This is a genomic window from Mesorhizobium sp. M1307, assembly GCF_040318155.1.
GTDB lineage: Bacteria > Pseudomonadota > Alphaproteobacteria > Rhizobiales > Rhizobiaceae > Mesorhizobium.
Genome location: NZ_JAMYLR010000022.1, coordinates 1 through 13,669, shown reverse-complemented (window position 1 = coordinate 13,669; position 13,669 = coordinate 1). Strand labels below are relative to the sequence as shown.

Annotated in this window: 10 protein-coding genes; 5 read left to right on the top strand and 5 right to left on the bottom strand. The window is 61.8% G+C overall.

Translation table 11 applies throughout. From position 1 onward, the window contains the following. Positions 1–265 precede the first annotated feature (265 nt). From NKH16_RS21840 to NKH16_RS21830, 3 genes are all read left to right on the top strand, one after another. Positions 266–433, top strand: coding sequence for an SRPBCC family protein (locus NKH16_RS21840; RefSeq protein ID WP_352742519.1), 168 nt, complete (start codon positions 266–268; stop codon positions 431–433). A gap of 218 nt (positions 434–651) precedes the next feature. Beyond that, a complete protein-coding gene (locus NKH16_RS21835) occupies positions 652–1,650 on the top strand; it encodes a heparan-alpha-glucosaminide N-acetyltransferase (RefSeq protein WP_352742325.1) in 999 nt (332 codons plus the stop codon). Between the two features lie 16 nt (positions 1,651–1,666). Beyond that, positions 1,667–2,173, top strand: coding sequence for a methyltransferase family protein (locus NKH16_RS21830; protein ID WP_352449971.1), 507 nt, complete (start codon positions 1,667–1,669; stop codon positions 2,171–2,173). A gap of 19 nt (positions 2,174–2,192) precedes the next feature. On the opposite strand, the gene NKH16_RS21825 is transcribed toward NKH16_RS21830, so the two are convergent. The 4 genes from NKH16_RS21825 to NKH16_RS21810 form a co-directional block, all read right to left on the bottom strand. After that, on the bottom strand, positions 2,193–2,579 hold the full coding sequence (locus tag NKH16_RS21825; protein WP_023676566.1) for a MerR family transcriptional regulator: 387 nt from the start codon (positions 2,577–2,579) through the stop codon (positions 2,193–2,195). A gap of 140 nt (positions 2,580–2,719) precedes the next feature. After that, positions 2,720–4,117 (bottom strand): magnesium transporter, encoded by a 1,398-nt coding sequence (gene mgtE / locus NKH16_RS21820; protein WP_502894836.1) that lies wholly within the window; start codon positions 4,115–4,117, stop codon positions 2,720–2,722. A gap of 349 nt (positions 4,118–4,466) precedes the next feature. Then, complete coding sequence (locus NKH16_RS21815; protein WP_352742328.1) at positions 4,467–4,949, bottom strand: SRPBCC family protein; 483 nt, start codon at positions 4,947–4,949, stop codon at positions 4,467–4,469. Continuing rightward, positions 4,946–5,263 (bottom strand): ArsR/SmtB family transcription factor, encoded by a 318-nt coding sequence (locus NKH16_RS21810; protein WP_352449974.1) that lies wholly within the window; start codon positions 5,261–5,263, stop codon positions 4,946–4,948. The genes NKH16_RS21815 and NKH16_RS21810 overlap by 4 nt, the downstream gene beginning before the upstream one ends. 346 nt (positions 5,264–5,609) lie before the next feature. On the opposite strand from NKH16_RS21810, the gene NKH16_RS21805 reads away from it, so the two are divergent. Then, on the top strand, positions 5,610–6,521 hold the full coding sequence (locus NKH16_RS21805) for a phosphatase PAP2 family protein (protein WP_352470453.1): 912 nt from the start codon (positions 5,610–5,612) through the stop codon (positions 6,519–6,521). Between the two features lie 347 nt (positions 6,522–6,868). Here the strand turns inward: NKH16_RS21805 and NKH16_RS21800 are convergent, their stop codons facing one another. Beyond that, positions 6,869–7,936 carry a cyclic nucleotide-gated potassium channel gene (locus NKH16_RS21800; protein ID WP_352742330.1) on the bottom strand — a complete coding sequence of 356 codons (1,068 nt, stop codon included), beginning with the start codon at positions 7,934–7,936 and terminating at the stop codon, positions 6,869–6,871. Positions 7,937–9,023: 1,087 nt separating this feature from the next. On the opposite strand from NKH16_RS21800, the gene NKH16_RS21790 reads away from it, so the two are divergent. Then, positions 9,024–13,669: toxin TcdB middle/N-terminal domain-containing protein (locus tag NKH16_RS21790; protein WP_352901726.1), on the top strand; the 4,646-nt coding region annotated here is incomplete at its 3' end.

The following is a 13,669-nucleotide window of genomic DNA, read 5'->3' as shown; positions in this document are numbered from 1 at the left end:
CGCGATTGACAATTTTCGCAGCCGGGTGTCGGCTGGCGGATGGGGAGGAAGCTGGCATGCAACCCAGCCCGAATGAGCGCGGTCCCTACAACGGCCTGATGCGGGCCGAGCCGACGCTGCCGTCATCAGCCTGTTGGGACATCGCGGCCTATCAGCGCGATCTCGAGGCCATCTGGTATCGCAACTGGCTGCTCGTCTGCCGCGAGGCGAAGCGCTCGCCGATCCGGCCGCGGATATCGACAACATCGTCGCCTTCGGTACCCAGGTGCTGGAGGAGGATGCTGTTATCTGCGAGGTCAACCAGATGGGCCTGCGCTCGATGCGCCACAAGGCCGGCGTACTGATGCCCGAGGAATACGACTTGCACCGCTTCCACAACTGGGTGCGCGAGCGCCATGCGGCGCTCGCACATCAAAGCGATTTGGGCAGATAGCGCCAGGTGACGAAGCCGCAGGCCGCCGCCAGCAGGCCGAGTGTCGCGAAAACCGCGCCCAGTCCGAAAAACGCCAGCACGCCGGCCAAAGGCTTTCCGGCTCTGGCCTAAAGCAGCTCTGATGCCGACCGGTACCAACGCGACGCAAGGCCCTGCTTCTTTTGACGGTGGCAACCGTGATAGTCGTCTTGCCGGGGCTGAACCAGGACAGCGAGACCATGAGCATCGACACGCCGAGCGCAGCCGTTCAGGATCAACCGAAGTCGAAGCGCATCGCCGCTATCGACATTGCACGCGGCATCGCTTTGCTTGCCATGGCGAGCTATCATTTCACCTGGGACCTCGAATTCTTCGGCTACACCGATCCCGGCCTCACCGCCTTCGGCTGGTGGAAAATCTACGCGCGCTGCATCGCCTCGAGCTTCCTGTTCCTGGTCGGCATCAGCCTCTATCTCGCCCATGGCAAGAAAATCCGCTGGACCGGCTTCTGGAAGCGCTTCGCCACGGTTGCCGGCGCAGCGCTCGCAATATCGCTGGTCACCCGCATCGCCACGCCCGACGGCTTCATCTTCTTCGGCATATTGCACGAGATCGCGCTCGCCAGCCTGCTCGGCCTGGCGTTCCTGCGCCTGCCGGCGCTACTGACGCTTGCCGTGGCGGCCCTCGCCATTGCCGCGCCTTTCTACCTGCGATCTGAGCTTTTCGATCATCCGGCTTTGTGGTGGGTCGGCCTGTCGGCGACCAACCCGCGCTCCAACGACTACGTTCCACTGCTGCCCTGGTTCGGCGCCGTACTTGCCGGCATCGCGGTTACCAAGCTCGCCGCCACCTCCGGCGCGCTGACGCGGCTGTCGGCCTTGGCGCCTGGCCGCTGGGCAAATCCGCTGGTCTTCATCGGCCGGCACAGCCTTGCCTTCTATTTGATCCATCAGCCGGTGCTGATCGGCTCGGTCTGGCTGTTTTCGCAATTCATGCCGGCGCAGGCCGAAACCAGGGAGGTGCGTTTTCTGAAATCCTGCCAGATATCCTGCGAGCAGGCACGCGACACCGAGTTCTGCTCCAGCTATTGTGCCTGCATGCTGGACACTCTCCAGGGCGAAGCCTCGCTTGACCGGCTCTACAGCAACGACCAGTCCCCGGAGTGGAAGGCGCATATTGGCGAGCTCGCCGGCACCTGCACCGCCCAAACCGAGGCGGCGGAACCGGGAACGCGCTAATCGAGGGAGGACAATAATGAGCGACAGTCACCCGAAACCCGTGCAGCAAAATCCTGGGCAGCCGAAGCTGGGGCACATCCCATGGCCGCCGCTGATCTATGTCGCCGCCATCATCGTCAGCGTCGCGCTAGGGCTGTTCTACCCGCTGCCGTGGATCGGCGATCTTCTCGGCGACATCCTGTTCGCCGCCGGCCTTGTGGGGTTGGTGGCGGTTGCCGCGCTCTGGTTCACGGCAATCCGCACCATGATCCGCGCCAAGACGACGCTCAACCCGAACGGCGTGCCTGACCATCTGGTGACCACCGGACCCTTCGCCGTCAGCCGCAACCCGATCTACCTCGCCAACACGCTGCTGCTGGTCAGCCTCGCCTTTGTCACTGGGATCGCCTGGTTCCTGCCGCTGGCAGTCATCGCGGCGTTCCTGACGCAGAAGCTGACGATCGAGAGCGAGGAGAAGGTGCTGACGGCCAAATTCGGCAAGAAATACCGGGACTACGCCAAAAGGGTGCGGCGCTGGATTTGAGCCGGCGCTGACGCCACGCTCATGTGGTGACGCCGAGTTCCACCAGCCGCTCGACGCAGGATTCCTCGGCTTGGTCGAGCTCTGCCAGGGTCTCTTCGAGGTCGCGGCGTTTCTGGCGAAGATCCTCGCGCTTTTCCTCGATGCGCTTGATCATCAGCTTGAGCTGGCCTACCTCGCCGGGCGGCTCCCTGTACATCTGGATGATCTCGCGGATCTCGTTGATCGAGAAGCCGAGCCTTTTTCCCCGCATGATCTGGCGGATGAGATGACGGTCCGATGGGCGGAACAGCCGGGTGCGGCCGCGTCTTACCGGCTGCACCAGCCCTTCGTCCTCATAGAAGCGCAACGTCCGCGTCGACACGTCGAATTCGCGGGTCAGCTCCGTGATCGAATAATATTCCCGCATCGTCACTCCAATGCCCCCGGCCACGCCGCGAGTTCCAACTGGCCGGCGCCGCCGGTGCCCAGGCGCGTACCAGAATCGGCGGACAAGGCACCTTTCAAAGCCTCGCATGGCATTTACGTAAAAGTCAATTGAGGTGACGTTCAGCGCACGCCGAACCACCATGTGGCGAGCCCGAGAAAGGCAAAGAACCCGACGACATCGGTGACCGTGGTGACGAAAACCGCCGAAGCCACAGCCGGATCGATCTTGAAGCGGTCGAGCAGCAGCGGGATAAGGATGCCCGCCAGAGCCGCCACGAACATATTGATGATCATCGCAGCCGCAATGATGCCGCCGAGATTGCGATCGTGGAACCAGGCAGCAGCGACGAGGCCGATCAGGATGGCAAAGATGATGCCGTTGATGAAGCCCACCCCGATTTCGCGGCGGATGATGCGGCCGGCATTGTAGATGTCGAGGTCCCTGGTCGCCAGCGCCCGCACCGTGACCGTCATGGTCTGCGAGCCGGCATTGCCGCCCATGCCGGCGACGATCGGCATCAGCACCGCCAGCGCCACGATATGCTCGATGGTGCGGTCGAACAGGCCGATCACCGAGGCCGCCAGGAAAGCCGTCAAAAGATTGACCAGCAGCCACGGCACGCGCGAGCGCGAGGTCGAAAAGATGCTGTCCGAGAGTTCTTCGTCGCCGACGCCGCCCATGCGCAGCAGATCTTCCTCGGCCTCCTGCTGGATGACGTCGACGACGTCGTCGATGGTCAGCACGCCGACCAGCCGCTCGTTCTCGTCGACGACGGCGGCGGACAGAAGATCGTATTGTTCGAATTCGCGTGCCGCCTCCTCCTGGTCCATGGTGGCCGGGATGGCATGCCTGGTCTCATGCATGACCTCTTCGACCTTGACCGAGCGCTTGGTACGCAGGATCTGGTCGAGGTCGATGGCGCCGAGCAACTTGAAGCTCGGATCGATGACGAAGATCTGGCTGAAACGGTCGGGAAGATTGTTGTCCTCGCGCATGTAGTCGATGGTCTGGCCGATCGTCCAGAACGGCGGCACCGCGACGAACTCGGTCTGCATGCGGCGGCCGGCGGTCTCTTCGGGATAGTCGAGCGAACGCCGCAGCCTGATCCGCTCGGTGAACGGCAGCCGCGACAGGATCTCGTCCTGGTCCTCCTGGTCGAGGTCCTCGAGAATGTAAACGGCGTCGTCGGAATCGAGCTCCTGCACCGCCTGGGCGATCTGCGCATTGGGCAGACTGTCGACGATGTCGCGGCGGATCGCCTCGTCAACCTCGGTCAGCGCGGAAAAATCGAAATCCTTGCCCAGCAATTCGACCAGCGCGCGTCGCTGTTCCGGGTGCAGGGCCTCGAGCAGGTGGCCGAGTTCCGACTGGTGCAGATCGTCGACTTCGCGCTTCAGCGTCAGTGTATCGCGATCGGCGATCGCGGCACCGATCTGGGCGAGGAACGACGACAGGATGACGCCGTCCTCGTCATAGATGTCGGCGCGGCGCTCCTCGGCCGCCCTGGCGCCGGTCATCTGTTCGTCCTGGCCTTCCACCAGCGCCTCCCGCCATCGGATTTCCGGATAAGGTGCCTGTCAGGTCTAACGCATGACCCTGACAATCGGAATCGATTTTGCGAAAGGACCATGCACAACGACAAATTGCTACAGCGCCGTTCGCGCGTCCAAACGACGCGGCGCATACCGGATGGTAGGAGGAGAGGACGTTCTACAAACCTGCGGCGCTGCAAACCTTCGCGGCGGCAGGTAAAGGGCAGCGTATCTCCCCGACCCGGTCAACCAGATGGGCAGATCGACACTGATTCAAAACGGCGAGGCCGACAGTGCGAGGGCCTCGCTGGTATTGGACTGGAAGGCTTCCCGATCAGGCGGCGTGGCGCTTGGCCTCAGCCGCATAGCGGTCCAGGAGACCGCTCCAGCCACCCTCGGATTCGAAGGCCTCGCGCATCGCCTCTGCGGTTTCGCCCATGTTCTCCAGAAGCCTGTGCTCGAGTTCCACACGCGTCGCGTTCTCGCCAAACGCGACAAAGCGGATCTCGACTTCGGTCAGCAATGCCGGATCGTAGCGCCAGCCGGCTCCAATGCGCCAGGCGAGCGTCAGCCTTGACGGCGGATCCCAGGCGAGAACCTCGCCCCAATCGCATTGTGACCCATCCTCGCCGATCTCGTACCAGCGGCCGCCGGCTTTCGGTTCGATCACCGCGGTCGTCAGGGCGGATTTGCCGATCGAGTGCGAAGCCGGCCACCAGCGCCCGAATCCTGTGGTGAACATATCGAATGCCTTGTCGAGCGGCACCTCCACCGTCACCGACTTCCTGACCGGCGCGGGCTTGATCATGGTCGTCATTTCCTGTTCTCCTTGCTGTTGTCGACTTCCCGTTTGAAGGCGTCGAGCGCATCGCCCCACATGCGGTCGAGCCAGGCACGCATCTCGCCGAGCCCATGCGGGTCGAGATGATAGATGTTGCTGGCACCTTTCGGCTCTGCGCGGACCAGCCGGGCTTCCTTCAAGACCTTGAGGTGCTGCGATACCGCCGGCTGCGAGACCGGAAGCACTCGCGTCAGATCTATGACCGAGCGTGGCCGATCGGCGATGAGCTCGAACACCTTGCGGCGCGTCGGATCGGCCAAGGCCACCATTCCTGCATAATCATAAATCATGACTTATGATAAGCTAAAACTTATGATAAGTCAACCGAGGGCGTGGCGGGCCCGTGTTCAAGCAACCGGCCGGCTCGGCCCCGAGGCTCCGGGGCAATTCCTTCACGCGGGGGCATGGACAGCGATGCGGATGCAAGACTGCTCAGGGAATCGATCCACCGCATGCGGGCCGGCCGGCAAATGTCGACCACCGGCGAAAAGTAAACCTGGCAGCAAGGTTTTTACCTTACCGGTGTATGTGTCTCTCCGGCGAAACGTTAAGAACAGGTAAATTGGTTTGGCCCTAACCACGGAAGCCTCTCGCTACAGGCCCTCCGCCATATGGCAATTGCGCCTCTCCTTGTTCATGGCGACATACGTTTTAGGCGCATCTGCATTATATCCAGAAATATTCTATACGTCCGCCTTAATCTATTCTCACAAGTTTCTTGTTGGCATTCCGGTGTTGTTTATCGGCGGCGTCTGCTGTGCCGCGCTAATCCATGGCCGGCGGCAACCGGTTCGCTACGCACTGGATTTGGTTCAAGGGCGCTGGCGCGGTTGTCTGCTGGTGCTGCTGTTCTTCTTTGCCAGCTTGACCGCGTTCTCTACCTACAAGATCGCCATCCCGTCCGTCGTCCCATACTATGCCGACAACTGGTTGGCCGACGCTGATGAATGGCTGCACGGGATGCCGCCATGGGAGATCGTCCATAAGCTCGACAGCAACAATTGGTCGTTCGTCGTCTTCAACAGCTATGAAGTCATTTGGTTTTACCAGTGGTTCGGCGCCATCCTTTTCGTGTCGCTCTGGTCGGACGAGATTGCCCGCATCCGCTATCTCTGCGCAGCAGCGCTGACGTTGTCCGTCCTCGGAACGGTCTTGGCCGTGGCGCTGGCATCGGTCGGACCGGTTTACTACCACCACTTTGTCGGCGTGGATCGCTTCCACGGATTGAATGTGGCCTTGGACAGGCTGGACCATAGTTACATGGTGCGGGAACCCGCGGCATATCTCCTGATGGCTTACCAAAGCGGCCGGCCAAGTCTTGGCGGCGGCATCTCGGCCATGCCAAGCATGCATGTCGCCTTTGCCGCATTGAACGCCTATTTGCTGTCATCGATCAATCGCTGGCTTGGCGTTCTGGGTTGGACCTTTGCAGCCCTGATCCTGTACGGATCGGTGTTCACCGGCTGGCACTATGCCGTGGACGGCTACGCATCGATCGTTGTTGTATCGGTGATCTGGTGGGCGACCGGACGCCTGGTGCGCGAATAGTTATGTGCGCTTGTCGATAGAGGCCATGCCCGCCGATGGCCACTTCGCATAAGCCAAACTCGCGACCGCAATCAGGCAAAAGCACGTGCCCCGACAAGGACGCCCCCTGCCGTGCTCGAATTCAACGGGCAAGAGATTCCGCTTTCGAATTTAATGGTGCGGTCGAGATGCAGCGTCGCAACGCCTCCCGCGTTGATTTTAAAGCATTTTTCCACGATTCCGTGGCGATTTGTATTGAGGGTGGTTCGGCAGCGGCACAGCATGTAGTTCCAGCCAGCCACCATCGGCAGGCAATTGGCCGCCTTGGCATCGCATCCTCCTCCTGAGGAACACCTAGTCTCATACGGTCAACCGTTAGGCGCCGCGCCGCGCCGCTCGAGCGCGGTCTTGCGGATGGTTTCTGCGATCTCCGGGCTGCTGCTGCACAGCATCTGGAAATCCGCCGAGTGTAGCGACAGGAGTGAGACCACCGTTGTGGCGCTGACGGTCGCCGAGCGCGGTTCGCCGGTGATCAGCGCCATCTCGCCGAAGAAGGCGCCAGGGCCCAGATCCACCGGGTTCGGCGTCGCGACGCTGACGCGCCCCTCCACGACGAAGAACATCTGATCACCGGTCTCGCCATTGCGGCAGATCACAGCGCCCGCCGGCACGATGCGAGGTCGTAATGCGCGCACGATCTCGACTAGTGTGGCCGGGCCGAGCTTCTGAAACAACGGCACGGCGGCGACCAATTGCCAATTGCGGACGAAATCCTCGCGACGGACTTCTTGATAAAAGCCGGTGGCAAGAATGCCAGCCCAGAGCGCGAAGATGCCGATGCCACTCATCATGACCGCCCCGGCAAGGACGCGGCCGGCGAAGCTTTCCGGAATAGCGTCGCCATAGCCGGTGGTGGACAGCGTGACCACCGCCCACCACATTGCCTGGGGGATGCTGCCGAACTTTTGCGGTTGGACGTCGCGCTCGATGACATAGGCTGCGAGCGCAAAACCGAAAAGAACGATGCCGAAGACCGTGGCGACGCCGATCAGGTTGCGTGCTTCGTTGGTCAGGATTCTGCCCAGCAGCGGGAAGAAAGTTGAATCGCGCAGCGGTTTCAGCAGCCAGACAGCACAGTAGAGGCTCCGGTCGGGCGTGCCGACGAGCAGAAATGCGGCGAGTGGAACCAAAACCGCGAGCACATCAATGGCGATTGCCGGCGTCCTGTCCCGAACGTCTCCCGCCCGGCGCTTGAGCAGCTTCTCGGCCAATTCCAGGAGATAGACGCCCCAAATGACCGCGAGCACGGCAGCCAAAGCCAGTCTGCTTCGTCCGGACAGGTCCGGTGTCGTGAGCGTAGCCACCGCCACAAGCCCAGTCGCAGCCAGCACCGCGTTGAGCAGCGCGTAAATTCTTAAGAAAGGCAGTACCGACATTCTATGCCCACGAGCGGATACTACCCTCCAGAATAGGAGCCTTCAAGGCAAGCGCAAAGGTGCTAATTCGATATGGAGATTACCGGGCCACCCTTGGTCGTCGCTGGACCATAGGCCATGAACCATCCGATCAGGGTCGAGATCGAGCTGCCCCTCGAACCACACCCAGCGCCGGCTCGTTCTCGGTTGGACCTTTGCAGCCCTGATCCCGCACGGATCGGTGTTCACTGGCTGGCACTATGCCGTGGACGGCTACGCATCGATCATTGTTGTGTCGGTGATCTGGTGGGCGACCGGACGCCTGGTGCGCGAATAATCATGTGCGCCTATCGATAGATGGCCATGCCCGCCGATGGCCTCTTCGCATGGGCAAAACTCGCGATCGTAATCAGGCAAAGGGCACGTGCCCCGACAAGGACGCTCCCCGCCGTGCTCGAATTCAACGGGTTAGAGGTTCCGCTTTCGAATTTGATGGTGCGGTCGAGAAGCATCGCCGCACCGGTTCTCGTGTTGATTTAAAAGCGTTTTTCTGAGATTTTCGTACCGGATTGTATCACAGTTTGTATCTCAATCTGTATCGCTCTGTATCGCTCAGTGCGGAGCCGATATTTAAGCTCGTAATGGCTCAATCTCGAGGCTTGGAGCATCGCCCGTACGCTAACCGGCGCTAACGGAGAGGATGCCTGGGGCGCCGGTCTAGACGAAACGAGCCCCGTGGCCCTGGTCCTCCGCAGTTTCTTTCGGAACTTGCCCGTGAGCGTCAGCGACCTTCGTAAGGGCAATAGTCTGCGTTGCTATGGTTGATCAATCAAAACAGCGGCTGATGGCGCCCCGCAGATCGGCTTAGGGCGTCCTCGGTTGTTCAGAGACAATCTCTCATACGCTCTCACCTCTCCTAAAAATTTCCCTGTGGATATTCTCACTATGACGATGCGGTGTCGTATTCGTTTGGTCGCGGCTGAGTAGAAGTAAGCAACTTGGGCTCGGGGGAATCATGAACAAGTTGCTTGTTGGTGCGGCATTGCTTGCCGCTGGTGTCTTCGGCGCAGATACATCTTTCGTTTCTTATATTAGAAGCTCTGCAGGGATGGCGGCTTTTGCGCAGGAGGCGCAAGGGACTTCGTCCGACCCTGGCGCGCCCGCAAGCGGTGGCCTTGGCAATGGCGAGGCAGCGCTCGGCTCTGGGACGGCCTCCGGGACGAATGATGCGGGCGCAACGTCGGCAGCAAGTGCGACGGGAGATGCCGCGCCTGCGACCGAGACCCCAGACGCGGCGGCCGCGGTCGGCACCACAGATCAGTCGACCGACAGCGAGGCTGCACCCGAGGAGCCGGCCGCGGCGGCTGCCACCGCGACCACGACCACGACAAGCGGCGATCCGGAAGCGATCGGCACGCCGAAGGTGGATCTGCCGAAGAGCTCAGGCAACGGCAATCTGGGCTATGCCATCGGCATCGACGTTTCGGACTTCCATGGTATCGAGCCGTCGATCGCGCTCACCTACGAGTCTTCGCGCAGGACCAAGCTAGGTGCCCTCTACCAGGGTTGGCTGGGCTATGCCTGGGGCCTTGGCGGTTTCGACGTCATCGAGCGGGCAAGCCCGGGCTATGGCATGCCGGCCTTCGATGGCACCGACATCTATCTGCTCGACGGCCAACAGCTGGTTGCCTGCGTCGCCGGCACGGTGTCGCCGTCGTGTTCGACCGGCGGCACGCATGCGACGGAGAATGAATCCTATCGCCGCATTGCGCTGAACGGCACCACCAACGAATGGAAGGTGACGGATCGCGACGGCACCGTCTCGACCTTCCGCTCGGTGGCGGCCGTCGCCAACCTGACGCCGACTGCCGGCACGCCGGCCTATGATCTGGCCCTAAGCTATCGCTGGCTGTTGACCTCGGTCACCGACACCAATGGCAACAGCGTCGCCTATACCTATACCTGCCCGGCAAGTCCGGTCTGCTATCCCGACACGATCAGCTACAATGGCACAGTCGTAAAATTCTATCTGGAGACACGGCCCGACCTGATCCTGATGGGCAATGGCCGCGACATTTCCGAGACCAGCCAGCGCATCAAGGCGATCGGCGTCACCGTCGGCACCGCGCTGCGCGGCGCCTACAAGCTGACCTACGACCAGGCGCCGTTCTCCAACGCCTCGCGTCTGACCGCCGTCAGCCGCTACGGCACCGATGCGGCGATCGCCGCCGACGGCACCATCACCGGCGGCACCGCAAAGCCGCTCGGCCAGATGACCTACCAGAATGCCGATGGGGTCTACACGACCGTTAATAGCGCACTCCTCACAGATGGTCCTCTGTTTCCGTCCAGCGTGGGAGCACCAAACGAGGTCGGCGATTTGGACTTTGACGGCCGCGACGAGATCTTTGGCGACTACCCCACGCAAGGGGAATCGCCAACTGGGCAAAGAACTGCCAGCAGAACAAAGTACCGATACAAGTTCGATTCGAATGGCGCACTCATTGATATAATCTCGGCAGGCCTTAACGCAGCCTATGACGGCAAATATTCCTCCAAGCCTGGCAGGCTCTTGGCCGGCAAAAGCACGATGGACTTTGCCGACACGGTGACAACGACTTCGGATGACGGCCACACGGTAACGACGGGGACACGCGGTGCGATTGTCCTCACAAACAGCCAGCTGGCGTTGACCAATGCCAATTGCAGGCCAATCCCGATCATAGGCCCCCCGGTCACGCCGCCGCCTGGCTATGAAGCCGCGTGCGATGTGCTCTCGGCTGGCCCGGCTATTGTCGCCGACGCGGACGCTGACGGCATCGATACCGTCAACGGGGGCGGGTTCGGCACCGTGATCGGTGTCGGCGATTTCCTCGGCAATGGGCATCAGCAGCCATTATTCGCGCCGCTACTGGGCGGAAACGTAAAGAAGGCTATCCTGTCAAACGGCACGTGGGAATCGGTCGAGCCCGCGTTTTCCCCCAGCTGCTCGACGTTAGGCGACTTGGGCACCTGTGTTCTGGCCGATGTCAACGGAGACGGCGCGACAGACATTTTCCACTACAGGGGCAGTGACAACGGCGTCAGGCTATGGCTGTCGACCGGTGTCGACTTCAAGGAATACACGGTTCCGTCGATACGGGAGAAGACTGCGATTCTTCGCGACTTCGACAATGACGGCCGCGCCGACGTCATCACGGTCTCTCGCGATACCGATAAGTCGACAGGCACGGTCCGGGTCTTCTCACTGCGTCCGTCTTCGACGGCGATGACGCCGGTGCAGTTCACGCCGCCGACGGGAATGACTGCCGGCACTGTGATCGGCGACTTCAACGGCGACGGCCTGCCGGATTTTACCGACTACGACAAGCACATGTTCATCTCCGCGCCTGGTGCCGGCAATCCGAACCTGCTGCGCAGTGTCGTGACGGAACTGGGCGGAACGGTTGCGGTGGAGTATGCGCCGTCGTCGACCTGGGCGAACACTTACCTGCCGCAGGTGGTGCATGCGGTGACAAAACTGTCGGTCGGCGACGGCCGCGGCCAGACGGCGGTGAGCACCTACAGCTATGCCGGCGGCAAATACGATCCGGCGGCGCGCAAGTTTTTGGGCTTTGCCTCGATCGTCGAGACCAAACCGCTGGCCAATGGCGAGACGGCGGCCTCCAAGATCGAGACCACCTATCGGCAGGACCTGGCAAGCTACGGGCTGCCGTCGCTGACCGTTTGGAAGGATGGCGCCGGCACCGTGCACAAGCAGGTGGCCGAGACCTATGCGGTCAATACCGCGACCAAGCCATACACCGTGCAGAACACGGCGACCGACACGACGCTGACCGAGAACATTGCACGTACTCTCAGGGTCGAGCGGGCGTTCGACGCCTACAACAATATCACCAGCATCAAGGACTATGGCCGCACCGACGTCAGCGGCGACGAGACCTGGACGGTGGCGAGCTTTGCGCCGAACACGAACGCCTACATCGTCTCGCTGCCGAGCAGCCAGACGGTGCGCGCCGGGCTGGACACCAGCTTTGCCTATATCGGCTATGACGAGACCTATTATGACGGCGGCGCCAACGCCACGCCGCCGGCCAAGGGCAATGTCACCCGCAAGCGCAGCTTCTCCGATTATTACAGCTCGCCGCAAAAGGAGGTGAACCAGACTTTTGCCTATGACACTTATGGCAACACGATCTCGGCGACCAACGGGCTCGGCCACAAGACCGAGTGGGACTACGACGCGACCTATCACCTCTATCCGGTGACAGAACGCGCGCCGCGCTATTTTGCCACCGGCGGCCAGAGCGCCGACACGCGCTTCGTCTCGACCGCCACCTACAACACAGCCTGCGGGCTGCCGGCGACGAAGACCGACTTCAATGGCCTGATCAAGACCTTCACCTACGATCCGTTCTGCCGGCCCTACCAGGTCTCGCAAAGCATCACCGGCGCCTATGCCAAGACGCGCTTCGAGAACGAGGGCAATCCGGCGACACAGGCGCTGGTCAAGCTGACGCCGCTGCCCAATGGCGCGGGCGAGGATTTTGTTCGCTCCTATTATGACGGGCTTGGCCGGGTCTACCGGGTGGAAACGCCCGGCGAGACGGCGGCCGGGGCCAAGCGCATTGCCGACACGGATTTTGACCTGCGCGGCAATGTCCTGCGCACAGCCTTCCCACGCTTTGTCGGCGACACGGCACAGTGGTCCACCAACTCCTACGACTGGAACGACCGGCTGGTAAAGACCGTCTATGCCGATGCTAGCCAGACGATTTTTGCCCACAGCCTGGACAGCGGCACCGGCACCAATCCGCGGCTTTACGCGGTCACTGAGACCGACCAGATCAATGCGACGACCACGCGGCAGTCGAAGAGCGTGTCCTCGACGCGCGGCGATGTCGTGCAGATCGTGCGCGATCTCGGCGGGCTCAATCTGACGGAGGGCCGCAGCTATGATGTCCTTGGCCGGCTGACCGGGGTCAGCGATCCCGGTGGCTCGAGCTGGAGCTACAGCTATGACATGGTCGGCAACCGGCTTTCCGCAACCGATCCCGACCTCGGCACATGGTCGTACATCTATGATGGCGCCAACCGGCTGACCTTGAAGACGGCAACGGCCTCCGGTGGCAGTGCGGTGACGCTGACGCAAAACACCTACGACCAGGCGGCGGCCGGCTACTACAACATCGGCCAGCTCACCACCTCGACCAACCCTGCGGCGACGCAGGCCGCCAAATATGACGGTTTTGGCAAGCTCGCCCGCCAGGACGTCACGCTGGGCACGCTGACCCACACCACGACAAACGTGCGCGATGCCTCCGGCCAGACGCTGCGCACGCAATACCTGCCGGTGCAGCTCGACTTCGGCACGCTGGCTGCCCCGCTGCAGTACACGGCCGGCAACAAGCTGCTCTCCGCTTCAGGCTTCATCACCTCGACGATCTACGAGGCCGACGGCCAGACGAAAGAGATCACCTATGCCAACGGTGTAAAAACCTCCTTCACCTATTCGCCGACCCGGCGCTGGCTGACCCGTGTCACCACGGCAAAGGGCGCCACGGTCCTGCTCGACGACCAGTATGCCCGCGACCTCATCGGCCGCATCACCGGCACGACCGGGCTCACCGCTTCCGACAGCTGGACCTATGGCTACGACAAGGCCGACCGGCTGACTTCGAGCGACAATTTTGGCAACAACACGCTCGACGAGACCTTCGTCTATGCCGCCAACGACAATCTGACCTCGCGCAC

Bases quoted from the DNA above. Each gene is read 5' to 3' on its own strand.
- NKH16_RS21835 (WP_352742325.1), top strand. From the start codon at position 652: ATGAGCATCGACACGCCGAGCGCAGCCGTTCAGGATCAACCGAAGTCG.
- NKH16_RS21830 (WP_352449971.1), top strand. From the start codon at position 1,667: ATGAGCGACAGTCACCCGAAACCCGTGCAGCAAAATCCTGGGCAGCCG.
- NKH16_RS21825 (WP_023676566.1), bottom strand. From the start codon at position 2,579: ATGCGGGAATATTATTCGATCACGGAGCTGACCCGCGAATTCGACGTG.
- mgtE (WP_502894836.1), bottom strand. From the start codon at position 4,117: ATGACCGGCGCCAGGGCGGCCGAGGAGCGCCGCGCCGACATCTATGAC.
- NKH16_RS21815 (WP_352742328.1), bottom strand. From the start codon at position 4,949: ATGACGACCATGATCAAGCCCGCGCCGGTCAGGAAGTCGGTGACGGTG.
- NKH16_RS21810 (WP_352449974.1), bottom strand. From the start codon at position 5,263: ATGATTTATGATTATGCAGGAATGGTGGCCTTGGCCGATCCGACGCGC.
- NKH16_RS21805 (WP_352470453.1), top strand. From the start codon at position 5,610: ATGGCGACATACGTTTTAGGCGCATCTGCATTATATCCAGAAATATTC.
- NKH16_RS21800 (WP_352742330.1), bottom strand. From the start codon at position 7,936: ATGTCGGTACTGCCTTTCTTAAGAATTTACGCGCTGCTCAACGCGGTG.